Source organism: Microbacterium sp. WCS2018Hpa-23 (genome assembly GCF_031843845.1).
GTDB lineage: Bacteria > Actinomycetota > Actinomycetes > Actinomycetales > Microbacteriaceae > Microbacterium.
This window is the reverse complement of record NZ_JAVTIZ010000005.1, coordinates 253,935-278,277: the sequence shown is the minus strand read 5'-3', so window position 1 is coordinate 278,277 and position 24,343 is coordinate 253,935. Positions and strand designations below refer to the sequence as shown.

Genomic DNA, 24,343 nt, shown 5'->3' with positions numbered 1-24,343 from the left:
CACGGCCAGGTAACGTCGTCCCCATCGCGGCGATCCGGGCGGTCCCGGGCCTCAGCTCATACCTGACGGCGTTGCGGGTTCGACTCCCGCCGTCGCGTCCACTCCGTCCGGGATCTGACCTCGAGAACGTGGAACGATCATCGTCCCTTCAGTGCTGTGATCGCTGAGTCGATGCGCGAAGCCATGACTCCCACCGAGAAGCTGTCCGCGCCATGAGCTGCGGCAAAACGGGGAAGGTCAGCGACGGCCGCGTGCATGCGCTCCAAGAAACGGCCGGCCGCTGGCCTCTTGACGCGGAACAGGCTGAGAGCATCGTTCGACATGAACGAATCGAGCTCGACGGAACGACTTCCCAGCAATGCGAGCTGATGCTCATCGCCGTCGCCCAGCGGTTCTGGATTGACATCGAATGCAGGCGCAAGCTTCCAGCCTGTGGCGCTCCGGAGAAAGCCGTGGTTGCGGAGATGATCATCGAGGTTTCCGATGAGCGCACCGAAGACGGCTCGGCGCCACAGTTCGCCGGTATCCGAGCCGGAGATCTGGGCGAAGTCGACGACGTCCATCCAGTCCCCGCCCTCTCCGTCGGCGGCCTCCAGTGCGGTCATCGCGGAAATGTAGGGGATGCGAGTTCCGTCGTCCAGACGATCGAATCGCTTCACGAAGAGCACCGTGCGCGCAGTGCCGTCGACAAGCACGCTCTTCGTCCGGTGCGGCGGGGTATTGATTCCGACCTCTCGCATCGCATCGAGCATCGCTGCTTCCCACGCGATCACGTTCCAGTCGTCACCGACGGGCTTGGGGAACTTCGTCAGCCACAGGTCTGCACCGATCCTCACGTTCGCCTTCGGGCGGGCGCCGCCCAGCGAGCCGGTCGCTCGGAACAGGCGACGGACCGCGACGTCATCGATATCCGTCTCGCCCCGCTCGATCTGATCGGCGACGCGGATGATGTCTGCCAGATCGGCTTCGACAGGCACGCCATCGCCAGAGGCCACTGCGGCACCGTCGGCCCAGAAGCGGGTCGCCCCCTGGCGCCCCTCGTCATTGACGCCGAACATCAGGGTGAGCTCGTCCAGTCGCCGACCGGATGCGCGATTCTGTACCTTCCGTCCCCACGTGTCCGGTGCCGAATCGCTGAACGGGTTGAGCGGGAGAAGCGGTTGGGCGCCAGGAAACAGCCCCAGCGCGGGGGTGAGCGCGAAAGCTTCTCGCGTTCGCAGGTAGTCCGAGCTGTACTCGAACGAGCCGGACGCTCTGGTGCGGTAGATTCTCCCGGCGAGCACCTGCTCGCGCCCGATGACCGTCGTCACCTCGTAGACGTCAGGCATCGCCGCGCACTCGGACGCGTTCGGGGAGCTTCTCGTCGGCGAGTAGGCGTCCGCGCTCTGTGGCGAACGGATCCGTCGCGGCCACGACAGCATCCATCAGGCCCAGCACGCGCATCACTCGCAGCGCGATCTCCAGTGTCGTGCCCTCGCCGTTCTCAAGCTTGCTGATCGTGGGCGGAGTGGTTCCGGCCCGTTCGGCGACCATCTTCGCTGTCAGGCCGAGCAGCTTGCGCTGATTCGCGAGGTTCTGCCCGATCACGCGCAGGGACCGCTTGACGGGGGTGGGGGTCGTGGGCATGAACTCATTTTAGAACAATAAATCTTTATCTAAAAGAGTTTTAAAGCAATGGTTCTTTATCTTATAGATATCCTCGACGTGCCCGGTCACCCCCCTGAGCGGCGACCGAGACGCAGGCGCTCGACAGTCTCGCCCGCTGCGACACCGACGAGAACGATCGCGCTCGCGATCGACAGCGTGAGGGCGTTGGCGATGAAGCCTGCGAATCCGACAGCGGCCAGAAGAGCAAGAGCCACCAGGCCGACCAGCTGAGCTCGCGCCCAGCGCCCCTCGAGTTCGAAGCGGAACAGCACGCTACCGGTGAGGAAGAGGATCGGTGCGCCGACGATCACGACCGTTGCGGCGAGTCCGTACTGGTCGGGAAGCGCGAGCATCTCTTTGTCGCCGACGCTCATCAGCACGATGCCGGCGATGATCGGAAGATGCACCCACGTGTAGACGGTGCGCGCGAGCCGGGCCGGCTGATCTGACGCCTCGATCGCCTCGGCGCCGATGCGTTCGCCGTGATCGAAATAGATCCACCAGGTGGCCGCTGCAGTGACGAACGCCGTAACCATCGCGGCGATGGATGCTGCCGACGATTCCTTCTCGACGAACGCGAAGCCGGTGACCAGCAGACCTTCACCGAGCGCGATGAGTACGAAGAGGGATGTGCGCTCGGCGATGTGGGGACCTGAGAGATCCCAGGAGCGCAGAGGGATCTTCCCCCGTCCGGGGACCGGGAAACCGAGCACGGTGCCCAGCAGTTCGAGTGCCAGCGCTGCGGCCCACAACGGCAGCTGCCACTCGAGGGGCAGCAGTGCGCCGACGATCCACAATGCGCCTCCGGCGACCGTCCAGCACAGGATGAGCGAGAAATCGCGGGCCACCCGCCGATCGTGGCGGGCTGTCGCCCACACGATGAAGGCCGTGCGCCCGACCTGGAGGACGACGTAGGCGATCGCGAACGCCCAGGCCCGATCGCCGAACGCCTCGGCGATCGAGACGCTCATCACGAGCGCCACGAAGGCCAGGACGATCACCGCACCGCGCACGGGAAGCTTCACGGGGTCGAGCCAGTTGGTCACCCAGGTGGTCGACACCCATGCCCACCACAGCGCGCACACCATGATGACCCCCTCGAATGCACCCAGAGGGGTCTGGTTCTCGTAGAGGTACGCAGACAGCTGAGTCAGCGCGAGGACGAACACGAGGTCGAAGAACAGCTCGACATAGGTCACTCGATCCGCGCGCGGAGAGTCCGTGGGGCGCAGCACGTCACGAGCCATCCCGAATGCCATGCGACCATCCTGGCATCGCCGACACGGCGGAGGGCGTTGACGCCGCCAGGGCGGATTCAGTCCTCTGACGTCGTTAGGGCTGCCTCCACCGGGGCCCAGCCGTTCTCAAGGACGGAGAACCCGGCGTCGAGGATCCCGAGCTGGTCCTCGTGCTCGTTGACGAGCAGCTGCATCTGCAGGACGAAGCGCGAGTACACGCGGATCTCCGCCGTCGGCTCGGGGAGTCCGAGCTCGTCGGCGATCGCGTCCGACAGCGCGTCCTCGTGGCGGAGCCACATTCTGGACGCGTAGTCGCGCAGCGCGGGCGTCTCGTTGAGGAAGGTGAGGAAGATCCGCGTCACGTCGTTGCCGTGCTCATCGATGTTGGCGCCGACCTCGACCACGTAGAAGTCGCGGATCGCCTGGTTGATCGTGATGCCCTCGGCGCGGTCGCGGACGGCCGAGACGAGGCGATCGCGCTGCTCGTCGTCCTCGTCGAAGACGAGCGCCTCTTTCTGGGGGAAGTGCGCGAACACGGTGGTGGGGGAGACGTCGGCCGCATCCGCGACCTCGCGGATGCTGACGTTGTCGAAGCCGCGCTCGAGGAACATCATCGTCGCCACATCGGAGATGTTCTTGCGGGTCGCCGCCTTCTTTCGTTCGCGGCGTCCGAGCGGCTCAGAGTTCGTCATGCATCCAGGGTATCGCGAACTCGATACATAACTGGCTTGACAACAAAACTGGTATTGATACAGTTTCGGAGTAACTTCACTAAAGAACCCGCCTGCGCGCAGCGAAAAGCGCGCCTGGATCATGCTCATCGTGCTGACGATGCTCACCGTCATCGGCATGACCGTCGTCCTCCCCGTCCTGCCCTTCGTCGTGCTGCAATACGTGTCGCACGAGGGCGATCTCGCGATCTGGGTCGGAGTGCTCGAAGCGATCAACGGCCTGTGCGCCTTCCTGGTCGCCCCCTTCCTCGGTCGCCTCTCCGACCGCTTCGGGCGACGACCGGTGATCATCGCCGCCGCCTTCGGAGCGGCATTCGCCATGGCGCTGTTCGGCATCGGGGGAGCGATCTGGGTGCTCGTGCTCGCGCGTGTCATCCAGGGACTGACCGCCGGCGACCTTCCGGCCCTCTTCGCCTATCTCGCCGACATCACCCCGCCCGAGAAGCGCGCTCAGCGGTTCGGGCTGCTCGGCGCCCTGTCGGGAATCGGCATGATGATCGGACCCGCGATCGGCGGACTGCTCGCGGCCGTCAGCCTGCAGCTGCCGGTCTTCCTCACCGCAGCCGTCGCCCTCGTGATCGCGATCCTCAGCATCTTCCTGCTGCCTGAGAGCCTGAAGCCCGAGAACCGGATCGAGCGCATCTCGGTGCGCGAGATCCAGCCGTTCGGCGTCTTCAAGGAAGCATTCGGGCGCAAGGAGCTGCGGGGGCTGATGATCGGATTCGGCCTGCTCGCGCTGCCGTTCGGCTTCTTCGTCAACAACTTCAGCGTGCTGGCGCTCGACTCGATCAGCTGGGGCCCGACCCAGATCGGCCTGCTCACCGCGGGTGTCGGCATCATCGACATCCTCATCCAGGGTGTGCTGCTCGGCATCCTGCTGCCTCGCATCGGCGAGCGCGGTGTGATCATCAGCGGCATCGTGGCGCAGACGATCGGACTCGTCGGCCTCGCGGTCGTCGCTTCGGTGTTCGCGCAGCCCTGGGTGTTCATCGTCGGTGCGCTGATGCTCGCTGCAGGCCAGGGAGCATCGACGGCCGCGCTGGACGGTGCGATGTCGAATGCGGTCGGAGACGACGAGCAGGGGTGGCTCGGGGGAGCGACCCAGTCGCTCAACGCCGCGATGAACACCGCCGCACCGCTGATCGCGGGCGCGCTGTACGTCACGGTCAGCCACGCGGCCCCGTACTGGCTGGGGGTCGCGCTGATGGTCGTCGCCGTGATCGTGGTCTCCCGCGCGCACATCGCGAACACGGCGAAGCGCGGGCATGTCGACGAGGATGCTGTCGTGCCGCCGGAGCTCGCACGCGCCGACAACTGACCGGGCGGGAGGGATGATGGATGCATGCCGTCATCCCACCGTCCAGGGCTCCGGGTCTCGTCCACTCTGACGATCCCCGAGGTCGAGCTGTCGTGGCGTTTCTCGCGCTCGTCGGGCCCCGGTGGGCAGGGCGTGAATACGGCGGACTCTCGGGCGGAGCTGGTGTGGGATGCCGCGAACAGCGCCGTGCTCACGCCGCACCAGCGCGATCGGATCCTCGATCGCTTGAGCGGTCGGCTGGTGAACGGGGTGCTGACGATCGCCGCCTCCGAGCACCGCGCCCAGCTGCGCAACCGCGACGCCGCACGCGAACGGCTCGTGGCCCTGGTCGCCGACGCTCTGCGCCCGCCAGCGCCTCAGCGTCGAGCGACCAAGCCCAGCCGCGGGTCGAAGGAGCGGCGGCTGACCGCCAAGAAGCAGCGCACCGACGTCAAGAAGCTGCGCAAGCCACCGCGCGACGGCTGACGAGGCCGAATCGGCGCCTCACTCCGTCAGGGCATCCGGAGGCTCGGGAACGACCACGTGCCGTCGATGACCTCGGGTCTCGGACGGTAGAGGCGCACCAGGTAGTTCCACCCCTCAGGGAGGGGCAGCGCATTCGGCAGGTCGAGGTCGCCGCCGAATCGGATCGTGATCGAGCCGTCGGCGTCCCGCACTCCGGTCACGCTGTTGACGCTGTATGCCCCCTGCTCGTTCGCCGCGAAGTACCCGTCGCCGTCGTACAGCGACACCGACCAGAAGCCGTCGACGGGTACGTCGTCGACATGCAGCGTGTACTCGCCGAGAGGCAGGCGCGGGTCGACGTTGATGTAGAACGCCTCGTACTCTGGCAGCCCGCCCCAGGCTGACGCAGTGGCGAGGAGATGGCGGATGGGTTCCACGGCGTCGGCACGACCGAAGCACCGCTCGAGTCCCCCGAGTCCCTTCGCCAACGTCAGCAGTGCTGCTCTGGTCTCTGCGAAGCTCGCCTCGTCATAGACGGGGGCGGGGAACTCGCCGCCCGCGACCGACGTCAACGCGAAACGGTCCTGCAGCGCGTTGACCGTCGCGACGTCGTCGGCATCCTCGGAATCCACCAGCACCCGCACCGCTGCGAGGACGAAGTCGGATCCGAGGTCCTGCGCCGACAGCTCGTGGGTGCCGGGGTCATGGAGCACACGATTGATGTAGTGGTCCTCGTTGACGAGCATCACCGAGATGTACCGGTCGCCGGCGTCGGGGATCGTTATGGTCGCGCCGTGCGAGACGTCGATGATCGCGGCGCTGTACAGAGTGTCGCGATTCATCCGGATCACCGTCTGCTGGTCGATCGGGGTGGGCACTCGGTAGTGGTTCCAACGATTCGACCCGCCGGCGGCGGAAGCGATCGCGTCGAACATGCGAGCGCTTTCGACCCGGGCGAAGTTCGCGAAAGTGACGGGCGCAGGGGTGTCGGTCATCGTGAGTCCTTCCTCGACGGTGACTTCATCCTGGCTGTCCGGGCTGGTCCGCGCACCCGGGGTCACCCTGCATGGGTGACCTCGCACGACCGGGGTCAGTCCTTGCTGCCGCGGACCAGTTCGAGCCCCGCGCCCGCGAACTGCCGCAGCGTCGCATCCGGCAGGAACGCCCGCGTCAGCGCCGTGCCGATCGGCGCGAGGTCGCTCTCGTCGCGGAACAGCAGGTACATGGTCTCGTATCGCGGATGGAACTTCTGCTTGAAGCGGTGCAGCGACCCGAAGCCGTAGACGGGCTCGAGCGCCTCGGCGAGACGATCGCTCAGCGCGGCGATCATGCCGGCATCCGGCGGGTAGTCGTGGGCGAGGGGTGCTCCCGAGAGCGACATGATCTCGGCGCCTTCCTCCGAGAACTGCCGGGCGGATGAGCCGATCAGGTACTCCATGACCGGAGCGAAGCCGCCCTCCCGCCGACGCATGAGGTCGAGCGTCCACCCGCGCACGGTGCCGCCCTCGCCGTAGACGGGAAGCCACGACAAGAAGCCGTCGACATCGCCGTTCGGGGCGATCGCCAGTGCGAGCCGCACCTCCGGATCCTCCGCCTCCTCGAGCGTTCCGAGCGTGAAGCGCATCTCGGGGAGGTCCTTGTCGCCGACCCACGCCTCCGAGATCGCTCGCAGCTGCTGCTGCACGCCCCACGACTCCGCCTTCAGGTGCGTCATCCTGAACGTCATCTCGTCACGGCCGGCCCTGTTGAGCGAGGTCCGCACCGAGTTCCAGCGCTTGCCGGTGAACTCCAGCCCAGGCAGGTCGACGATCGTGTCGTCCGCGACGACGATGCTCCGCCAGGTCGACGGCACGGCCTGCCGGGTGGCGTCGTCGGCGCTGAAGAAGCACGGCACGAGGCCCGCGTTCTCCGCGGTGCGGATGAAGTCCGCTACGGCAGCTGCTCGCACCTCCGCCGGCCCGATCGGATCCGCGAGGGCGAGAGCGACACCGGACCTCCGCTGGTAGGCGACGATCCCCGCGGTGCTGCGGGCGTAGCTGTTGCCCTCCCAGGTCGTCATCCACGACAGCGTGCCGCCGCCGTGCGCGCGCAGCTCGGTCTTCACGTCGTCGACCGAGGGCGCCGGCTGGATGCCGAGGGGCGACCTGCGCTTCGCCCGGAAAGCCCGCCGTACCGCCACCAGGTACACCAGGGTGATGAGCCAGAGGAAGCCGTTCGCGAGAGCGAGTTCGGTCTCGCCGTCCCAGCGCAGGTCGATGTCGGCCTGCGAGAAGACGGTTATGAGCGTCAGCACGAGCGCTGCGATCAGGATGTTGAACAGCCCGAGCAGGATCACGAGCACCCACGACCAGCGACGGCCACGACGCAGTCCGTTCACGAGCACCAGGATCACGACGAGGTCGATCGCCAGATCGATGAATCCGCCGGATGCCGGCTCTGTGGGGCCGAAAGGGCCATCGGTCGCCACCAGCGTCGTGATGATCTCGACGGCCCCCAGCACCAGCAGTGCGATGACGGCGATGAGTCGTTGCTCGCGTACCGTCGTCCTCTGCACGCGCAGAGTGCGGTCGGCGAACAGGATCAGCAGCACCGCGAGCAGATGCTCGAGGTCGGCGAGCGCACCCCAGAACAGCATCGCGATGAAGACGAACCCCAGCAGGATGAGCCAGCCTCGCACGCGCCACGGCGGGCGGAACAGCCCGACGGCGGCCGCGATGCACGCCATGGTGCCCCCGGAGGCGCCGACGTCGAGCGCCTGGGCCTGAGCCTCGGCCCACGCCCACGGCAGCTGCGACGCGAAGGCGAGCACCAGAGCGGTCGCGAACATCGCGAAGAGCTGACCCACCCAGTAGTAGGCGAGCGCGACGCGGGAACCACGACGGAACTCGAGGTACGCCATGCCCCAGAATCCCGAGATCGTGAAGAGGTAGACCCAGGGTGCGTTGACGAAGAACGTCCCGGTGAGGGGCGTCCACCACTTGGCGTCGAGGAAGTTCGGCAGCCCGTAGGCCACGGTCGAGAACAGCGGCGTGTCTTCGAACGGGCGCCACAGTCCCTGCCACGCCACGCCGACGACGAGTATCAGCGCGACCATCGTGAGCGTCGCGGGGATTCGCCGGACCACGGCGAGGACGGGATGCGTAGGGGTTCGCGCCTCGGTCATGCGCTCAGCGTAGCGAGCGTGGGTCGCACTCCGGGGTCGAACGTTCCTGTGGCAGTTCGTGCCGCTCTCCGATCCTCCGGTCTCACTTCGAGTCGTCAGCGCGCCATTCCAGCGGCACAAAGTGCGACCGGAAGCGGCAGGGGCGGAGCGCCAGTGGCGGTGCGACAGGACATCACTTTGAATGGACTCATGCCCGCGCATCGGTCTACCCGCTCGTCAACCGCACGACTGCGCGCCTCGATCGCGCTCGCGACCTCATCCGTCGCCCTGCTCACGGCCTGCGCGTCGCAGCCGGCACCGATGCCCGAGGCAGCGACCGATTCCATCGTCGAAGGGCTCGACGCGCCCTGGTCGATCGCCTTCCACGACGGCGTCGCACTGGTGAGCGAGCGTGACAGTGCGCGGGTGCTCGAGATCGCCGACGATGGCGAGACCCGGCAAGTCGCCGTGATCGACGGTGTCGCACCCGCCGGAGAGGGCGGTCTGCTCGGACTCGCGGTGCACGAGGGCGAGCTGTTCACCTACTTCACCACCCAGGACGAGAACCGTGTCGAGCGGCGCGAGCTCATCGGCGAGGCGGGGGATCTCTCGCTCGGTGAGCCGACGACGGTGATCGACGGCATCCCGGCGGCGGGCAACCACAACGGCGGACGCATCGCGTTCGGACCGGACGGGATGCTGTACGTCACGACCGGCGACGCGGGAGACCGCGACAGCGCCCAGGACGTCGATGCCCTGTCGGGCAAGATCCTGCGACTCGCCCCCGACGGCGACATCCCCGACGACAATCCCTTCGACGATTCGCCCGTCTACAGCTACGGGCACCGGAATCCGCAGGGCATCGCGTGGGAGGCGGAAGGCGCGATGTACGCGAGCGAGTTCGGTCAGGACACCTGGGACGAGCTCAACGTGATCGAGTCGGGCGGCAACTACGGCTGGCCCGAGGTCGAGGGGATCGCCGATGACGACGACTTCATCGACCCCGTGCAGCAGTGGTCGCCCGACGACGCGAGCCCGAGCGGCATCGCGGTCACCGGATCCGACATCCTCATCGCCAACCTGCGGGGCGAGCGCCTGCGCGTCGTGCCGCTCGACGATCTGACGACCAGCACCGAGCAGTTCGTGGGCGAGCTGGGCCGCCTGCGCGACGTGGTCACAGGTCCCGACGGCTCGCCCTGGGTCCTCACGAACAACACCGACGGACGCGGCAGCCCCTCGCCTGGGGACGACCGCGTCCTGCGCCTCGATCGAGACTGATCCTGGGTCGGACTCAGCAGATCACCCGTTCACGGCCTTCTCGTTCACGGCCTTCTCGATCGCGGCCTCGAGGTCGCCCCAGGCTTCCAGCACCACGGGTTCGCCGTCGATGAAGAAGCTGGGGGTGCTGCGCACGCCGAGGGCTTCGCCGTCGCTCTTGTCGGCCTGCACCCGCGCGAGGGTGGCGGGGTCGGCGACGGCCGCGTCGTAGGCCGCCATGTCGAGTCCGAGGTCTGCGGCGAATCCGCGGAACACCTCGGGCGTCTCCTTCGGCTGCTCGCCCCACTGCGACTGCGTCTCGAACAGGCGGTGGTACACGTCCTCGAACCGGTCCTGCTGCGCCGCGGCCTCGGCGGCGAGTGCGGCCTGGGTGGAATTGATGTGACCCGGCAGCGGGAAGTACCGCACGACGTAGGTGATGTCACCGGAGTACTGCTCCCGCAGGTCTTCGACGATCGGATAGAACGCGCCGCAGGCCTCGCACTCGAAGTCGAGGAACTCGACGACGGTCACAGCATCCGTGCCTCCCTCGTCGAGCACGTGCGAGTCGGTGCGCACGGTCTGCAGCTTCTCGCCCTCAGGGGGAGCCGGCTCGGCGGCGCGCTGCGACATGGCGTAGGCGATGCCGACGATCGCGAGGACGATTGCTGCGGCGACGGCGATCAGGGTCGCCTTTACAGGGGTCTTCATGGGGTTCTCCAACGGGTGATATCAGGCAGGGGTGACGGTGCCGCGGTGCGGCCGGAGTCGCCGAACGACGGCGTGCCTGATTCAGGTGCGGGAGAGGGAGAGCTGAGTGAGAGTGAGCGCGGGGACGTGCAGGCGAGGGCCGGCGCGAGTCGGAGCGGCGGTCAGGAGCCCGCGGCTCCTCACGAGGAGGCGCGCGGCGCGACCGAAGCGCAGGAACAGCAGCACGAGGAGGATGCAGCACAGCGCGGCCGCGACGGCCATGCCGGTATCGGACGACACCGCGTCGACGACTGCGACGTCGCTGTCGTGATGGCCGGATGCCGACGCCGCCGAGATCCCCGGTGCGAGACACAGGGGCGTATGCGCGTCCGCCTTGCCATGAGACGTCGACCACGCGCCGATGACCAGCAGCAGGGCGAGGCCGAGGGTGAGACCGATCCGGACGATCAGCATCCGCTCGGCGCCGTGCTGTCGCAGGTGCATCGACGGGGTGGGCATGATCCGCGCAGTCTAACAATCGGGTGTCGGAACGCGATCCGAGCCCCCGTCATGCCGCCGCGGCCGATCCACCTCCCGTTCACCCGCCTACACTGGAGGGGTGGCGAGACTGTTGATCGTAGGCGGGTTCCTGGCAGCCATCTTCTGGGTGTACAGCATCGTCGACTGCGCCGTCCAGCCGCCGACGAGGCACCGCGGAGTGCGCAAGGCGATCTGGATCGTCATCGTCATCCTCGTCCCGGTCATCGGAGGGATCCTCTGGTTCACGATCGGCCGCCGCCGTGCGAACGACAACGGCGGAGAGATCCGCATCGTCGCTCCTGACGACGACCCCCAGTTCCTCCGCAGCATCAGCAAGACCGAGCAGGATGCACGCATCCGCCGTCTCGAAGAGGAGCTCGCGCGGCTCGAGGACGAGACCGACGACGGCGCCGCACCCGACGGCCCCGCACCGGACGGCGCCGCACCCGACGGCCCCGCGCCGGACACGCGTCCGTGACGGCATCGCCGGCGATGGATGCTGCGGCATCCCTGATCGCCGACCTCATCGCTCACGGGGTGCGCGATCTGGTGCTCTCGCCCGGCTCCCGTTCGCAGGCGCTCGCGCTCGCCGCGGTGCACGCCGCGAACCAGGGGCACCTACGCGTGCACGTGCGCATCGACGAGCGCGTCGCGGGCTTCACCGCTCTCGGCCTCTCGCGTGAGACCGGGGTTCCCACTCCGGTGCTCTGCACCTCGGGCACCGCCGCCGCGAACCTGCTGCCCGCCGCGATGGAGGCCTTCCACTCCGGGGCGCCGCTGCTGCTGCTGACCGCCGACCGGCCGCCCGAGCTCCGTGGTGTCGGTGCGAACCAGGCGACGACCCAGCCCGGCCTGTTCGGCGCCTGGGTGCGCGAGCAGATCGACGCCCCCGTGCCCGGCGACGGCGACTGGTCGGGTCTCGCCGAGCGTGCCGTCGCGGTGGCTCTGGGGGCGGATGCCGCACACGGCCTGCCCGGAGTCGCCGGCCCCGTGCACCTGAACCTGCCCTCGCGCGAACCGCTCTCGGGCGAGATCCCCGCTCTCGAGATCACGCCGGGCGACGCACCGACAGCTCGTGTCGCCGAGTCTCTCGTGCTCGATCGCGGGCCACGCACCGTCGTGATCGCCGGTGCGGACGCGGGAGCGGACGCCGAGGGGATCGCCCACGCGGGATCGTGGCCGCTGATCGCCGAGATCGTGAGCGGCGCCCGCTTCGGTCGACAGATCGTGCACGGCTACCGCGCGCTGTTGAGCGCCGAGGACCTCGGCGGGCGCATCGAGCGGGCGGTCGTGCTCGGGCATCCGACGCTCAGTCGTGAGGTGACCCGGCTGCTGTCACGCGGCGATGTCGACGTGATCGCGGTCCGCCGCGGCGGCGAGGCGTTGAACCTCAACGGGCGCACGACTCCCGCGGCATCGGTCTCGGTCGCGCCCGGAACCGCAGATCGCGAGTGGCTCGGCGCGTGGCTCCACGCATCCGCAGCTCACGCCGTCGACCTCAGCGAGCGTGCGCCCGACCAGGACGGACTCGCCTCCAGCGACTTCACCGCACGTCGCGATGCCGTGAAGGCCGAACTCGCGGCCGTGCGTCGACCTCTCGATCGCGCGCTGCTCGCCGACGCCGTCTGGCGGGCGACCTGGCCGCATGACCGACTCGTGTTCGGCTCGTCTCGGCTTGTCCGGGTCGCCGATGCGGTGCTCGGCGGCAAGAAGGTGCCGGTGCACGCCAACCGCGGACTCGCGGGGATCGACGGCACGATCGCCACCGCGACGGGCATCGCCCTGGCCAGCCAGGCCGGCGGCTCTCCCGGAGTCACCCGGGTGCTGCTGGGCGATCTCGCTTTCCTCCACGATGTCGGCGCGCTGTTGCTGCCGCCCGATGAGGACGAACCTCGCATCCAGGTCATCGTCGGCAATGACGGCGGCGGCACGATCTTCGACGGGCTCGAGGTGGCCTCGACGGCCGACCGCGCCGACCTCGACAGGGCGTTCTACACGCCCCACACCGTGCGACTCGAGAAGCTCGCCCTCGCCTACGGCTGGGAGTACCAGCGCGTCACCACCCGTACGGCTCTCGACCAGGTGCTGACCGCCCCCGCCGGCGGACGCCAGCTGATCGAGGTTCCGCTCACCCGCTGACCTGTTCTCCTCGTGGCGCGGGTGCGCAATGGCAGGATGAACGCATGACAGCGCACGAGTGGGCCAAGACCCTGCAGGTCGGCGACGGATTCCGTCTCGCGGACGTCGACCCCGAGAGCACTCCCGGCTATCACGGGGCCAAGGCCGACGGTGCGCGCGATCTCGCGGCCGGCCTGCACGAACTCAACCAGTTGCAGGAGCGACTGTTCGCCGAGAGCCGGGTGGGCGTCGCGAAGGACTCGGTGCTGCTGATCCTGCAGGCCATGGACTCAGCCGGCAAGGGCGGCATCGTCCGTCACGTCGTGGGCGGTGTCGACCCGCAGGGGGTGGCGCTCTCGGCGTTCAAGGCGCCGACCGAGGAAGAGCGTGCCCATGACTTCCTCTGGCGCGTCGCGCCGCGTCTGCCCGAACCCGGATTCATCGGGGTCTTCGACCGCTCGCACTATGAAGACGTGCTCATCGGTCGCGTGCGCTCCTTGGCTCCCGCCGATGAGATCGAGCGTCGCTACGACGCGATCAACACGTTCGAGGCCGACGCCGCGGCATCCGGCACCCGCATCATCAAGGTGATGCTGCACATCTCGCCCGACGAGCAGAAGGCGCGTCTGATGGAGCGACTCGAGCGACCGGACAAGTACTGGAAGTACAACCCGGGCGACGTCGACGAGCGGCTGCTGTGGGACGACTACATGGCCGCGTATCAGACCGTGTTCGAGCGCACCTCGACGACCGCGGCGCCGTGGCATGTGATCCCCGCCGACCGCAAGTGGTTCGCCCGCCTCGCGGTGCAGGAGCTGCTGCTCGACGCGCTGCAGGGCATCGACCCGCAGTGGCCGGAGGCGGATTTCGACGTCGAGGCCGAGAAGAAGCGCCTCGCCGCGAGCTGAGTGCGGCGCCGAGAATCAGGCGAGCGCGTCGACCAGGGGGCGGAACTTGACGCGGGTCTCGAGCATCTCGGACTCGGGGTCCGACCCCGCGACGATCCCCGCGCCGGCATACGCCGTGACGGCGATCTCGGACGCGGTGGGGGAGAACTGCGCGCAGCGCAGAGCGATCGCCCACTCGCCGTTGCCCGAGGCATCCACCCATCCGACCGGACCCGCGTAGCGACCTCGGTCGAACGGCTCGAGCTCGCGGATCGCCGCGATCGCCGCAGTGGTCGGGGTGCCTGCGACGGCGGCGGTCGGATGCAGCGCGCCGACCAGGTCGAGTGCCGAGCCGCCGTCGGCCAGCTCGCCCTCGACATCGGTCGCCAGATGGAAGAGGTTCGGCAGCTTCAACAGGAAGGGCTGCTCGCTCGCGGCGAGGACCCGCGTGTGCGGACGAAGAGAGGCGAGCACGCTCTGCACGGCGTACTCGTGCTCGTCGAGGTCCTTCGTGCTGGATGCCAGATGAGCGGATGCCACGGTGTCGGCGTCCGCATCGGCGCCGCGTCCGATGGTTCCGGCCAGCACACGGGCCGTGACGGTGCGCTGCTGCACGGTGACGAGGGTCTCGGGGCTCGCGCCGATCAGCCCGTCGACGGCGAAAGCCCACGTGTCGGGGTAGCCGGTCGACAGCGCCCGCACGAGGCGACGCAGATCGGAACCCGCCGGAATGCTGCCGGTGAGGTCGCGCGCGAGCACGACCTTGCTGAGCTCGCCGTCCGCGATGCGACCGAGCGCCCGCCGCACGGAATCCTGATAGCCCTGCGGACTCTGGGCGCCGGGGCCCACCGTGCCCGCCCAGTGCGGGCCGTACTCCCGGGTCACAGGGTCCTCCGACGCGGCGGCGGAGGAAGCAGCGGAGCGGATGCGCGTGAGCCACGTGCGTCCGCTGTGACGCCCGATCACGAGCGACGGGACGATCAGCACGCTGTCGGCGGCGGAGTCCTCATCGAACGTCACCGCCCCGAAGGCGACGAGGCCCGAGCCGGGGAGTCCGAGTGCGTCGTCGACCTCGGCATCCTGCGCGAGCTCTCGCCAGGCGTCGGCGATCGCCGCGGAGCGCAGCGGCGCCGTGCCTGCCGGCACGCGGATGGTCTCGACGACCCCGTCGCCCACGGCGACGATCCCGTCTCCGCGGCGCAGCCACGCGAGGGGCCGCGCCGGGTCGGCGAATGCCAGGAGATCCTCGACCGGATCGATCTCACGGGTCTCCACGACCAGCCTGCTGCTCACCCCTCCAGCCTAGTTCTTCGCTCAGGAGGAAGGTCCGGGGCGCGGCCTACGCTGAACGCATGAGCGATGTGCGACCCGCCCCCGGCACCGAGATGATCTTCCAGTGGCGCAAGTGGGACGGATCCCCGCACTGGCGGCACGAGTGCGTGTACCTCGGCGCCGACGAGTGGGGCGACTGGCTCGGGCAGCCCGCCGGCTGGCACAGCGCGCGCCCCGGGGCATCCTTCGTGACCTCCGGTCCGAACGTCACCCTCGTCCCGAGGCAGACCGACTACGCGCTGACGGTCAACCGCGACCATCCCAAGGCCATGCGCATCTACATCGACATCGGATGGGACGTGCGCTGGTCGGACGACCCGCTGCTGGCTGTGGGCATCGACATGGATCTCGACGTCGTCCGGGTCGACGGCGACCGCGGGATCTGGGTCGACGACCGCGACGAATGGGAGGAGCACAGCGCGCAGTACGGGTATCCGGCAGACGTCATGACGAGGCTCGAAGCGCTGGCGCTCGACCTCGAGCAGCGCGTGCGCCACCGGACCGCACCGTTCGACGATGCGACGGCAGATCTCTGGCTCGACCGCCTCGAAGCCCTGCACCTCGCACCTAGACTGGAGTCGTGACCTCGAACGATGCAAACCGCGCCGATCTCGGCAAGGACCCCGCCCGCGTCAGCGGCATGTTCGACCAGGTCGCCGCGGGCTACGACCGCACGAACACGGCGATGACGGTCGGCAACGACGCGCTGTGGCGCGCGGCCACGACCCGCGCCGTCGCCCCGAAGCCCGGCGAGAAGATCCTTGACCTCGGCGCGGGCACCGCGTCGTCGTCGGCATCCCTCGCCCGCAGCGGAGCCCAGGTCGTCGCCGCCGACTTCTCGCCCGGCATGCTCGCCGAGGGGCAGCGCCGTCACGGCAGCATCCGCAATCTCTCGTTCGTGCAGGCGGATGCGACTGACCTGCCGTTTGCCGACGGGGAGTTCGACGCCGTCACGATGTCGTATGCGCTGCGCAACGTGAACGACCCGAAGAAGGCGCTGCGCGAGCTGCTGCGCGTGACCAAGCCCGGCGGTCGCCTCGTGATCAACGAGTTCTCCACCCCTCCCGGGTCCGTGTTCCGCGCCGCCTACCGCTTCTACAACTCGCAGGTGCTGCCCAGGGTGGCCCGAGTCGCCGGCACCAACGGCGACGCCTACGACTACCTGAACGAGTCGATCCGTGACTGGCCCGATCAGAAGAAGCTCGCGGCATGGATCCGCGAGGCCGGCTGGGCCGAGGTCGAGTACCGCAACCTGTCGTTCGGCATCGTCGCGCTCCACCGGGCGTTCAAGCCCGCGTGAACGCCGCGCGCGAACCCGTACGTCTGACGAAGGTAGGCTGAGCACGTGACTTCGAGCCGCGTAGCCCCGGGTTCGCGACTGGCGAGCCGTCTCGGTTTCAGCGACCGTGTCTTCATCGGCACCGCGGGGCGACGCATCGCTCAGGCGATCGAAGACGGCCTCGAGCTCGTCGAGACCGGCCTCGCCGACGACGTGCGTGTCGCCGATCCTCTGGCAGACGCTGCGAGCCGGTATCTCTACGAGGCCGGGGGCAAGCGCATCCGCCCCGTGCTCACGCTGCTCGCCGCCCAGCTCGGCGACGGAAACACCGAGAAGGTGATCGACGTCGCCAAGGCGCTCGAGATCACCCACCTCGGCTCGCTGTACCACGACGACGTCATGGACGGCGCGGACCGCCGCCGCGGTGTTCCCGCCGCGCAGACCGTCTGGGGCAACAACATCGCCATCCTCACCGGCGACATCCTGTTCTCGCGGGCGAGCCAGCTGATGTCGCGTCTGGGGGAGCGGGCCATCCGCCTGCAGGCCGACACGTTCGAGCGACTCGTGCTCGGTCAGATGCACGAGACGATCGGCGCCCAGCCCGACGACGACCCCATCGAGTTCTACATCCAGGTGCTCGCCGACAAGACCGGATCCCTGATCGCCGCGGCGACCCAGGGCGGTGTGATCTTCTCGAACGCCCCGTCGGAGTACGAAGAGCCGCTGCGCGTGTACGGCGAGAAGATCGGCGTCGCCTTCCAGCTGCTCGACGACGTGATCGACCTGTCGGCGAAGCCCGAGGACACCGGAAAGGTGCCGGGCACCGATCTGCGTGCCGGGGTGCCGACCATGCCTTATCTGCTGCTGAAGGCCGAGTCCGATGAGACGTCGATCGACCTCGCCGCCCGCATCGACGACGGTGTCACCCGCATCGCCGAGGGCGAGGATCCTGCGATCCTCGACGGACCGCTCACCGAGCTGCGCGATCACGTCGGCACCTCGAAGACCCTCGCGCTCGCGCATTCCTGGACCCAGGATGCGATCGACGCGCTCGCCCCGCTCCCGCGAGGCACCGTACGCGAGGCGCTCACCCGTTTCGCTGAGACCCTCGTCGAACGCTCCAGCTGAGCGTGTCGCGGCCCTCGGCCGCGTGCGCCGGGCGTGACGGCATACGAAAGGACCCCTTATGACCAAGCTCAGACTGGCCATCGTCGGAGCGGGCCCCGCCGGCATCTATGCCGCCGACATCCTGCTGAAGGCCGAGCGCAAGTTCGACGTCTCGATCGACCTCTTCGAGCAGCTCCCCGCGCCGTATGGGCTCGTGCGCTACGGCGTCGCCCCCGACCATCCGCGCATCAAGGGCATCGTCAACGCCCTGCGCGATGTGCTCGACCGCGGTGACATCCGTCTCTTCGGCAACGTGCGCTTCGGCGAGGACATCACCCTCGACGACCTGAAGAAGCACTACAACGCCGTGATCTTCGCGACCGGTGCGATCCGCGACACCACGCTCGAGATCCCGGGCATCGACGCCGTGGCCTCATACGGCGCCGCCGATTATGTGAGCTGGTTCGACGGCCACCCCGACGTGCCGCGCGACTGGCCGCTGGATGCCGCATCCGTCGGCGTGCTGGGCAACGGCAACGTGGCACTCGACGTCGCACGGATGCTGGCGAAGCACGCCGAGGATCTGCTGGTCACCGAGGTTCCCGACAACGTCTACGAGGGACTGAAGGCGAGCGAGGTCACCGACGTCCACGTGTTCGGCCGCCGCGGCCCCGCACAGGTGAAGTTCACCCCTCTCGAACTGCGTGAGCTCGGCGAGCTGCGCGACGTCGACATGGTCGTCTACGACGAGGACTTCGACTACGACGAGGCGTCGAAGGATGCCGTGGCCAGCAACAAGCAGGTCATGGTCATCGACCGCATCCTGCAGTCGTGGCGCAAGCGCCCGTCAGTCAATGACGCCAGAGGCGATTCCGACAACGAGGGCGGCACCGCATCGCGTCGTCTGCACCTGCACTTCTGGGCTCGCCCGGTCGAGGTGCGCAAGGACGAGGCCGGCCGTGTCGCCGCACTCGTCTACGAGCGCACGAAGCCCGACGGGCAGGGCGGTGCCGTGGGCACCGGCGAGATGCGCGAGGTGCCGCTGCAGTCGCTGTACCGCGCGATCGGGTACTTCGGGTCCCCGCTTCCGGGTGTGCCTTTCGACAAGAAGCACGGCGTCATCCCGAACCGCGAGGGCCAGGTGCTCGCCAAGGACTCGAACCAGCAGATGACCGGCATCTACGCGACCGGTTGGATCAAGCGCGGACCGGTGGGCCTGATCGGTCACACGAAGTCCGACGCCATGGAGACCGTGCGGCACATCATCAACGACCAGGGCTCGTGGTGGCACCCGGAGGACCCCTCGGAAGAGGCGATCCCCGCGCTGCTGCAGGAGCGCGGCGTCCGCTGGACCGACCTCGAGGGCTGGCACCGTCTCGACGAGCACGAGGTCGCCCTCGGCGCTCCGCACGAGCGTGCCCGGGTCAAGGTCGTTCCCCGCGACGAGATGGTGCGCGTCTCCCGCGGCGAATGATCGTCATCCGATCGTTGTCGGCGCCTCGCGTGTCGGAGCGTCACTGTCCCTAAGCTGGGCGCATGCGCACGCGCTCTCTCCTCGTGCTCGGTACGGCCGCTCTGCTGCTGGTCTCCGGATGCGCTCCTGAGCCGGTTCCGACACCGAAGCCGACGGCATCTCCGTCGGCATCCGTGACTCCGACGCCCACGCCTGAGCCGATCGTCGACCCGGAGACGGCGTTCGACGTGACGTGCGACGACGTCGCCGCCGAGATGAGCGCGCTCGTGGGGGAGCCTGAGACGCCCGTGGAACCCGTGCTCTCGGTCGTGTCGACGATGGGCTGGATCCCCGGCCCCGGGCAGCACATGTTCCAGCGAGCCGGCGGGATCGCCTGCTCTGCGGGGGCGACGTTCGATCGCCACTGGGAGGTCGTGCTGGTGCCGGGGGCAACCGCCGTGATCGCCGGTGCGACCGAGCGGCAGGGGTACTGGGGCGAGCAGGCGCGCTGCGAAGACAGTGGGTGCTACTTCGAGTTCCCCGACGGCGAGGTGCTGCTGACCGCCACGGTGACCGGACCCGGTCTCGGGGGCGCGGACACCGAGCGGATGGAGGAGGCGATGCGTCGTCTCGCGGCCTCAGCTGCATCCACTCTCCGGGAGGTGGAGTACATCGACAGCGAGATCGTCGGCGCCCCGTGCGAGAAGTTCATCACCGAGCAGGACGTGAACACCCTGTTCGGCGTGTCCGACGCGGGGCTCTATACCGATTTCGGCGGATGGGGTATTCCCGCAGAGGTGTACGAGTACGTCAACGGATCGCGGATCTGCTACTTCCGGTCCTCTGAGAGCGAGTACGAAGGACCGAGCTATCTGATGCTCACCACGCTCCCGGCAGGGGTATGGGCGTTCGAGACGCTGGAGGGCACGCCGGTGGATGTCGAGGGTGCGGATGCGGCCAAGGCGAGTTCCGGAGAACACGGGGAGAACGTCCTGGACGTGCGGGTGGGCATCGACTGGCTCCGATTCACGACCTATGACAACGGTGCGGGTGCGGCGGACCCGGCACCTCTTGCCGCGGCTGCCGTGCGCAACCTCACGGTCGGACACACCGCTCCGCAGTAGCCGGGCAGGGGTCGGCTAGCCTGGCCGCATGCCTGAGTGGACAGCAGACGTACTCGGCGACGAGTTCGAGCAGTTGACGCTCGAACTCACCGCAGACGACGAGGGGCCCGTCGTGGCGACGCTCGTGCGGGCGCTGCCGAGCGAGCAGGGGTGGTGGGACCGCCTGCGAGGCAGCCGTCGGCTGCTCGAGGGCGTCGACGTGCTGTACGTGCACGGGTGGTCGGACTACTTCTTCCAGAAGCGGCTCGCACGGTTCTGGACGGCGCGGGGTGCACGCTTCTTCGCGCTCGACCTGCGCAAGTACGGTCGCAGTCTGCGCGACGGCCAGACACCCGGCTACATCACCGACCTCGCGACCTACGACGAGGACATCGCCGCAGCACTCGAGGCGATGGGGAGGGGTGCCGAGGGCACGGCATCCGCCCGTCGTCTCGTGCTGCTGGGGCATTCCACCGGTGGGCTCACGCTGAGCCTGTGGGCGTCGCGACACCCTGACGCCGCCGCCGCCGTGATCCTGAACAGCCCGTGGTTGGAGTTCCAGGTCGCGTCGGCGCGGCCCTTGATCGCGCCGGTGGCGGAGCTGCAGGCGCGCTGGGCTCCTCGGGAGGTCGCCCCGCAGGTCGATCTCGGCTTCTACACGCGCGCGCAGCAGGAGGTCGCGGATCCGGACGACCCCGTCGATGTCAACGTCCTGTGGCGACCTGTGCAGACGATGGCCGTGCACGCCGGGTGGTTCCACGCCGTGCTCTCGGGGCACGCCGCTGTCGCAGCCGGTCTGTCGATCGACGCCCCTGTGTGCGTGCTGCTCTCGGCGCGCTTCGCGGCGCCCACGCGGTGGTCCGAGGACCTCACCCGAGCAGACTCGGTGCTGGTGGTCGACAACATCGCCCGCGCAGCGCTCAAGCTCGGGCCATCGGTCACCGTCGAACGCATCGACGGCGCGCTGCACGACGTCTTCCTCTCTCGCCATGAGGCGAGAGAGGAAGCGTATCGTCGTCTCGACGCGTGGGTCAGAGGGTGGTCGGCAGCGCGCTGATCGCGATCAGGCGCGGCGTCTCGTCTTCTGGTCAGACGTAGTGCATCTGCCGGGCGAGACGCTCGGCCTCGTCCGCATCGGCGTTCAGCACTGCGACCCGGAAGTCCCGGTAGACCTGGAGCATGCGCTCCCGGTCGCTCTCGGGGACATTCCAGCCCCGCAGATTGCGGAACAGTGCCAGGCTCGCGTCGTTGATCAGCACCTGGTGCTGGACATTGCGGCTGCGCTCGCTGAGAAACGAGAACACCGCCCATCGCGAGTTGGAGATGTGCGCATCGTCATCGAGACCGATGTACATCTCCTCGACGAGAGCCGCGAGTCTCTCTCGTTCGTGTTGCGTCATTCTGGCGACGCCCATACGCGCCGCCATTCCCGCCTGGTATCCGGCGAACTCGAGCGTCTGCTCCACGGTCTCCGGTGTGACCGCGGTGACCTCGGTGTATCGGCTCGGGTACATCGTCACGAGACCGAGGCGCTCGAGACGCTGTAACGCCTCTCGCACCGGAGTCCGCGACACATGCAGTTCTTCGGCCACATCGACATCGCGGATGCGATGCCCTGGTGCCAACACGCCGTCCACGATCTGCGCGCCGATGTGCTGGAACACCTCCTCTGCCAGAAGCTGCTTGCTCTCTCGGATACTCGTCATCGAGTTGTTGCTGTTCATGGACCGCCCCCAGTTGCTTTCCAGATCCGGGCCCCCATGATGTGCCCGGACGGCCACTACATCACGAAGTAGATCGCGATGCCAACAATCCACAGGCGCATTTTTCGGCAGGCGCATGGGCACTCGCCGGCAGTGCGTGATCTCGGGATTTGGTACAGAAGAAATTCTGTGGCCGGCGAGTGTTCAGAACACTCGCCGGCCACAGACGATGGCGCGCACGGAGCTGACTGCGCCCAGTCCCCACAAGGCGGGAACCGCGATCCGCGAAGCGCGGAACCGAGGTTCGGCAGCGCGTCATGCATCGCCGCATCGTCTGTCGCATCGGGACGCGACTCAGTCCAGTCTCGGGCACCGGCGCCCATATATCGGAATGCGATTTGGCGGGCATAGCGAAGGGGACGGATGCCGAGCATCCGTCCCCTTCGCTATGCGGCGTCAGCGGTAATTGATGAACTGCAGGTCGAGGTCGAGATCAGCGCCCTTGAGCACGGCGATCACCGACTGCAGATCGTCGCGGCTCTTGGACTGCACGCGCAGTTCGTCACCCTGGATCTGGCTCTTCACGCCCTTGGGGCCCTCATCGCGGATCAACTTGTTGATCTTCTTCGCGTTCTCCGACGAGATGCCGTCTTTGAGCGTGGAGGTGATGCGGAACTCCTTGCCGCTCGCGAACGGCTCGCCGGACTCGAGGCTCTTGAGCGAGATGCCGCGCTTGATCAGCTTGGTCTGGAAGACGTCGAGGACGGCCTTCGCCCGCTCCTCGGTGCCGGCGATGATCAGGATCTGCTCGCCGCTCCAGGCGATCGATGCGCCGGTGCCCTTGAAGTCGTAGCGCTGCTCGATCTCCTTGCGCGCCTGATTGAGGGCGTTCTCGGCCTCCTGGTGATCCACTTTCGAGACGATGTCAAAGGAACTGTCAGCCATGGGCAAAGTCTATCGATAGCGTTGATTTCCCGCGTCTTTGGAAGCGTTTCCACAACGATTCATCCGTGCGACCCCGGTCACAGCTTGGTATCGACGTGGGGCTTCGTTGCGAATCTCTCCTATCTCGTTGCATACTGTAAGCGCTTGCAGTCCTGCAGGTCACAGCACTCAGAGAGGCACACACCAATGAAGGTGAACAAGAGGGGCATCGTTGCCGCCGGAGCCATCGCGCTCGTTTCGACTCTTACCCTTGCCGGTTGCTCGACCGGCACCGACGGCGGAGACTCGTCGTCCGACGGTGAGAGCAGCGGCACGCTGACGGTCTGGGTCGACGCCGAGCGCGTCGATGCGCTGCAGAGTGCAGCCGACTCCTACGAGGAGAAGACCGGCGTCAAGGTCGAGCTGGTCGGCAAGTCGGTCGACGACATGAAGGACGACTTCATCCAGCAGGTTCCGACAGGCAAGGGCCCCGATGTGGTCATGGGTGCGCATGACTGGCTGGGCGAGCTGTCGACCAACGGCGTCGTGGCGCCCCTCGAGCTCGGTGACTCGTCGGCCGACTACCTCCCCGTCGCCCTTCAGGCGGCGACGTACGACGGCACGGTCTACATGCTCCCGTACGCGGTCGAGAACATCGCCGTGCTGCGCAACGCCGACATGGTCCCCGCAGCTCCGACGAGCTTCGACGACATGGTCTCGAAGGGCACGTTCGTCGTCGAGCAGGGCGCCGAGGGCAACCCGTACCACCTGTACCCGTTCCAGACGGCCTTCGGTGCTCCGGTCTTCGGCACCGACGAGTCGGGGAGCTACGACTCCGCAGACCTGCAGCTCGGCAGTGCGGGTGGCACGGCGTTCGCCGACTGGCTCGCAGCGCAAGGCGCCGCAGGCACGCTGAACACCGACATCGACGGCGAGATCGCCAAGCAGCAGTTCCTCGACGGCACCGCGGCCTTCTGGCTGACCGGTCCGTGGAACGTCGGCGCAGCCACCGAAGCGGGCATCAACGTCGCGATCGATCCGGTTCCCAGCCCCACGGGTGAGACGGCATCGCCGTTCGCGGGCGTGAAGGGCTTCTTCGTCAGCTCCGAGTCGAAGAACAAGGTCGCCGCGAACGACTTCCTCGTCAACTACATCGGCACCGAAGAGGTCCAGCTCGAGCTGTTCGAGGCCGGCAACATCCTCCCCGCGCTGACGGCAGCGGCCGACACAGCGGCATCCGACCCGATCATCGCCGGATTCCAGGCCGTCGGCGCCGACGCTGTGCCGATGCCCGCCATCCCGGCGATGGGCGCGGTGTGGGAGTTCTGGGGCGTCGCGGAGGCGGCGATCATCAACGGCTCCGACCCGGCGTCGACGTGGCAGAAGCTCGTCGACGACGTAACCACGGCGATCAAGTAACACACCCAGCA

At 67.9% G+C, this 24,343-nt stretch carries 24 protein-coding genes and 1 pseudogene; 14 read left to right on the top strand and 11 right to left on the bottom strand.

What is annotated here, in order from left to right; translation table 11 throughout:
• Positions 1-25: 25 nt before the first annotated feature.
• Positions 26-101 (top strand): annotated as a pseudogene (locus RQG77_RS10670).
• 36 nt (positions 102-137) lie between these two features.
• Here RQG77_RS10670 and RQG77_RS10665 read toward each other — a convergent pair.
• From RQG77_RS10665 to RQG77_RS10650, 4 genes are all read right to left on the bottom strand, one after another.
• Positions 138-1,328, bottom strand: a complete 1,191-nt coding sequence (locus RQG77_RS10665) for a HipA domain-containing protein (protein WP_311244681.1) — start codon at positions 1,326-1,328, stop codon at positions 138-140.
• Positions 1,321-1,626 (bottom strand): helix-turn-helix transcriptional regulator, encoded by a 306-nt coding sequence (locus RQG77_RS10660; RefSeq protein WP_311244680.1) that lies wholly within the window; start codon positions 1,624-1,626, stop codon positions 1,321-1,323. The genes RQG77_RS10665 and RQG77_RS10660 overlap by 8 nt, the downstream gene beginning before the upstream one ends.
• 86 nt (positions 1,627-1,712) lie before the next feature.
• The gene (locus RQG77_RS10655; protein ID WP_311244679.1) at positions 1,713-2,906 is read right to left on the bottom strand and encodes a low temperature requirement protein A; all 1,194 of its coding nucleotides are present in this window, start codon (positions 2,904-2,906) and stop codon (positions 1,713-1,715) included.
• A 56-nt stretch (positions 2,907-2,962) separates the two neighbouring features.
• Complete coding sequence (locus tag RQG77_RS10650) at positions 2,963-3,577, bottom strand: TetR/AcrR family transcriptional regulator (protein ID WP_311244678.1); 615 nt, start codon at positions 3,575-3,577, stop codon at positions 2,963-2,965.
• Between the two features lie 121 nt (positions 3,578-3,698).
• Between RQG77_RS10650 and RQG77_RS10645 the strand changes: the two genes are divergently transcribed.
• Together RQG77_RS10645 and arfB are read left to right on the top strand one after the other, a co-directional pair.
• Positions 3,699-4,934 (top strand): MFS transporter, encoded by a 1,236-nt coding sequence (locus RQG77_RS10645; RefSeq protein WP_311244677.1) that lies wholly within the window; start codon positions 3,699-3,701, stop codon positions 4,932-4,934.
• Between the two features lie 24 nt (positions 4,935-4,958).
• Positions 4,959-5,399 carry an alternative ribosome rescue aminoacyl-tRNA hydrolase ArfB gene (gene arfB / locus RQG77_RS10640; RefSeq protein WP_311244676.1) on the top strand — a complete coding sequence of 147 codons (441 nt, stop codon included), beginning with the start codon at positions 4,959-4,961 and terminating at the stop codon, positions 5,397-5,399.
• Positions 5,400-5,425: 26 nt separating this feature from the next.
• On the opposite strand, the gene RQG77_RS10635 is transcribed toward arfB, so the two are convergent.
• Positions 5,426-6,373, bottom strand: coding sequence for a DUF1214 domain-containing protein (locus tag RQG77_RS10635; RefSeq protein ID WP_311244675.1), 948 nt, complete (start codon positions 6,371-6,373; stop codon positions 5,426-5,428).
• Positions 6,374-6,468: 95 nt separating this feature from the next.
• Entirely contained in the window at positions 6,469-8,541 is a 2,073-nt protein-coding gene (locus RQG77_RS10630) for a DUF2156 domain-containing protein (protein WP_311244674.1), read from the bottom strand.
• Between the two features lie 189 nt (positions 8,542-8,730).
• Between RQG77_RS10630 and RQG77_RS10625 the strand changes: the two genes are divergently transcribed.
• Positions 8,731-9,798, top strand: a complete 1,068-nt coding sequence (locus RQG77_RS10625) for a PQQ-dependent sugar dehydrogenase (protein ID WP_311244673.1) — start codon at positions 8,731-8,733, stop codon at positions 9,796-9,798.
• Between the two features lie 21 nt (positions 9,799-9,819).
• Here RQG77_RS10625 and RQG77_RS10620 read toward each other — a convergent pair whose 3' ends face one another.
• Positions 9,820-10,488 carry a thioredoxin domain-containing protein gene (locus RQG77_RS10620; RefSeq protein WP_311244672.1) on the bottom strand — a complete coding sequence of 223 codons (669 nt, stop codon included), beginning with the start codon at positions 10,486-10,488 and terminating at the stop codon, positions 9,820-9,822.
• Positions 10,489-10,569: 81 nt separating this feature from the next.
• On the bottom strand, positions 10,570-10,986 hold the full coding sequence (locus RQG77_RS10615; RefSeq protein WP_311244671.1) for a hypothetical protein: 417 nt from the start codon (positions 10,984-10,986) through the stop codon (positions 10,570-10,572).
• A gap of 100 nt (positions 10,987-11,086) precedes the next feature.
• On the opposite strand from RQG77_RS10615, the gene RQG77_RS10610 reads away from it, so the two are divergent.
• The 3 genes from RQG77_RS10610 to RQG77_RS10600 are packed head-to-tail and all read left to right on the top strand — an operon-like array spanning position 11,087 to position 14,033.
• Positions 11,087-11,485 carry a PLDc N-terminal domain-containing protein gene (locus RQG77_RS10610; protein WP_311244670.1) on the top strand — a complete coding sequence of 133 codons (399 nt, stop codon included), beginning with the start codon at positions 11,087-11,089 and terminating at the stop codon, positions 11,483-11,485.
• Between the two features lie 14 nt (positions 11,486-11,499).
• Positions 11,500-13,146 (top strand): 2-succinyl-5-enolpyruvyl-6-hydroxy-3-cyclohexene-1-carboxylic-acid synthase, encoded by a 1,647-nt coding sequence (gene menD, locus RQG77_RS10605; protein ID WP_311244733.1) that lies wholly within the window; start codon positions 11,500-11,502, stop codon positions 13,144-13,146.
• A 44-nt stretch (positions 13,147-13,190) separates the two neighbouring features.
• Entirely contained in the window at positions 13,191-14,033 is an 843-nt protein-coding gene (locus tag RQG77_RS10600) for a polyphosphate kinase 2 family protein (RefSeq protein WP_311244669.1), read from the top strand.
• Between the two features lie 15 nt (positions 14,034-14,048).
• Here the strand turns inward: RQG77_RS10600 and RQG77_RS10595 are convergent, their stop codons facing one another.
• A complete protein-coding gene (locus RQG77_RS10595) occupies positions 14,049-15,305 on the bottom strand; it encodes an isochorismate synthase (RefSeq protein WP_311244668.1) in 1,257 nt (418 codons plus the stop codon).
• 59 nt (positions 15,306-15,364) lie between these two features.
• Between RQG77_RS10595 and RQG77_RS10590 the strand changes: the two genes are divergently transcribed.
• The 6 genes from RQG77_RS10590 to RQG77_RS10565 all read left to right on the top strand — a co-directional run bounded on the left by RQG77_RS10590 (position 15,365) and on the right by RQG77_RS10565 (position 21,343).
• Positions 15,365-15,928, top strand: coding sequence for a hypothetical protein (locus RQG77_RS10590; RefSeq protein ID WP_311244667.1), 564 nt, complete (start codon positions 15,365-15,367; stop codon positions 15,926-15,928).
• Between the two features lie 56 nt (positions 15,929-15,984).
• Complete coding sequence (locus RQG77_RS10585) at positions 15,985-16,644, top strand: ubiquinone/menaquinone biosynthesis methyltransferase (protein WP_235560798.1); 660 nt, start codon at positions 15,985-15,987, stop codon at positions 16,642-16,644.
• 45 nt (positions 16,645-16,689) lie between these two features.
• On the top strand, positions 16,690-17,751 hold the full coding sequence (locus tag RQG77_RS10580) for a polyprenyl synthetase family protein (protein WP_311244666.1): 1,062 nt from the start codon (positions 16,690-16,692) through the stop codon (positions 17,749-17,751).
• Between the two features lie 58 nt (positions 17,752-17,809).
• A complete protein-coding gene (locus RQG77_RS10575) occupies positions 17,810-19,204 on the top strand; it encodes an FAD-dependent oxidoreductase (protein WP_311244665.1) in 1,395 nt (464 codons plus the stop codon).
• Positions 19,205-19,266: 62 nt separating this feature from the next.
• Positions 19,267-20,307, top strand: a complete 1,041-nt coding sequence (locus RQG77_RS10570) for a hypothetical protein (protein ID WP_311244664.1) — start codon at positions 19,267-19,269, stop codon at positions 20,305-20,307.
• Positions 20,308-20,335: 28 nt separating this feature from the next.
• Positions 20,336-21,343 carry an alpha/beta hydrolase gene (locus RQG77_RS10565; RefSeq protein WP_311244663.1) on the top strand — a complete coding sequence of 336 codons (1,008 nt, stop codon included), beginning with the start codon at positions 20,336-20,338 and terminating at the stop codon, positions 21,341-21,343.
• Positions 21,344-21,374: 31 nt separating this feature from the next.
• Here RQG77_RS10565 and RQG77_RS10560 read toward each other — a convergent pair whose 3' ends face one another.
• Positions 21,375-22,010 (bottom strand): GntR family transcriptional regulator, encoded by a 636-nt coding sequence (locus RQG77_RS10560; RefSeq protein ID WP_311244662.1) that lies wholly within the window; start codon positions 22,008-22,010, stop codon positions 21,375-21,377.
• Positions 22,011-22,445: 435 nt separating this feature from the next.
• Positions 22,446-22,934, bottom strand: a complete 489-nt coding sequence (locus RQG77_RS10555) for a YajQ family cyclic di-GMP-binding protein (protein WP_311244661.1) — start codon at positions 22,932-22,934, stop codon at positions 22,446-22,448.
• Positions 22,935-23,120: 186 nt separating this feature from the next.
• Between RQG77_RS10555 and RQG77_RS10550 the strand changes: the two genes are divergently transcribed.
• A complete protein-coding gene (locus RQG77_RS10550) occupies positions 23,121-24,332 on the top strand; it encodes a maltose ABC transporter substrate-binding protein (RefSeq protein ID WP_311244660.1) in 1,212 nt (403 codons plus the stop codon).
• Positions 24,333-24,343 lie beyond the last annotated feature (11 nt).

Bases quoted from the DNA above. Each gene is read 5' to 3' on its own strand.
- RQG77_RS10665 (WP_311244681.1), bottom strand. From the start codon at position 1,328: ATGCCTGACGTCTACGAGGTGACGACGGTCATCGGGCGCGAGCAGGTG.
- RQG77_RS10660 (WP_311244680.1), bottom strand. From the start codon at position 1,626: ATGCCCACGACCCCCACCCCCGTCAAGCGGTCCCTGCGCGTGATCGGG.
- RQG77_RS10655 (WP_311244679.1), bottom strand. From the start codon at position 2,906: ATGGCATTCGGGATGGCTCGTGACGTGCTGCGCCCCACGGACTCTCCG.
- RQG77_RS10650 (WP_311244678.1), bottom strand. From the start codon at position 3,577: ATGACGAACTCTGAGCCGCTCGGACGCCGCGAACGAAAGAAGGCGGCG.
- RQG77_RS10645 (WP_311244677.1), top strand. From the start codon at position 3,699: ATGCTCATCGTGCTGACGATGCTCACCGTCATCGGCATGACCGTCGTC.
- arfB (WP_311244676.1), top strand. From the start codon at position 4,959: ATGCCGTCATCCCACCGTCCAGGGCTCCGGGTCTCGTCCACTCTGACG.
- RQG77_RS10635 (WP_311244675.1), bottom strand. From the start codon at position 6,373: ATGACCGACACCCCTGCGCCCGTCACTTTCGCGAACTTCGCCCGGGTC.
- RQG77_RS10630 (WP_311244674.1), bottom strand. From the start codon at position 8,541: ATGACCGAGGCGCGAACCCCTACGCATCCCGTCCTCGCCGTGGTCCGG.
- RQG77_RS10625 (WP_311244673.1), top strand. From the start codon at position 8,731: ATGCCCGCGCATCGGTCTACCCGCTCGTCAACCGCACGACTGCGCGCC.
- RQG77_RS10620 (WP_311244672.1), bottom strand. From the start codon at position 10,488: ATGAAGACCCCTGTAAAGGCGACCCTGATCGCCGTCGCCGCAGCAATC.
- RQG77_RS10615 (WP_311244671.1), bottom strand. From the start codon at position 10,986: ATGCCCACCCCGTCGATGCACCTGCGACAGCACGGCGCCGAGCGGATG.
- menD (WP_311244733.1), top strand. From the start codon at position 11,500: ATGGATGCTGCGGCATCCCTGATCGCCGACCTCATCGCTCACGGGGTG.
- RQG77_RS10600 (WP_311244669.1), top strand. From the start codon at position 13,191: ATGACAGCGCACGAGTGGGCCAAGACCCTGCAGGTCGGCGACGGATTC.
- RQG77_RS10590 (WP_311244667.1), top strand. From the start codon at position 15,365: ATGAGCGATGTGCGACCCGCCCCCGGCACCGAGATGATCTTCCAGTGG.
- RQG77_RS10585 (WP_235560798.1), top strand. From the start codon at position 15,985: ATGTTCGACCAGGTCGCCGCGGGCTACGACCGCACGAACACGGCGATG.
- RQG77_RS10575 (WP_311244665.1), top strand. From the start codon at position 17,810: ATGACCAAGCTCAGACTGGCCATCGTCGGAGCGGGCCCCGCCGGCATC.
- RQG77_RS10570 (WP_311244664.1), top strand. From the start codon at position 19,267: ATGCGCACGCGCTCTCTCCTCGTGCTCGGTACGGCCGCTCTGCTGCTG.
- RQG77_RS10565 (WP_311244663.1), top strand. From the start codon at position 20,336: ATGCCTGAGTGGACAGCAGACGTACTCGGCGACGAGTTCGAGCAGTTG.
- RQG77_RS10560 (WP_311244662.1), bottom strand. From the start codon at position 22,010: ATGAACAGCAACAACTCGATGACGAGTATCCGAGAGAGCAAGCAGCTT.
- RQG77_RS10555 (WP_311244661.1), bottom strand. From the start codon at position 22,934: ATGGCTGACAGTTCCTTTGACATCGTCTCGAAAGTGGATCACCAGGAG.
- RQG77_RS10550 (WP_311244660.1), top strand. From the start codon at position 23,121: ATGAAGGTGAACAAGAGGGGCATCGTTGCCGCCGGAGCCATCGCGCTC.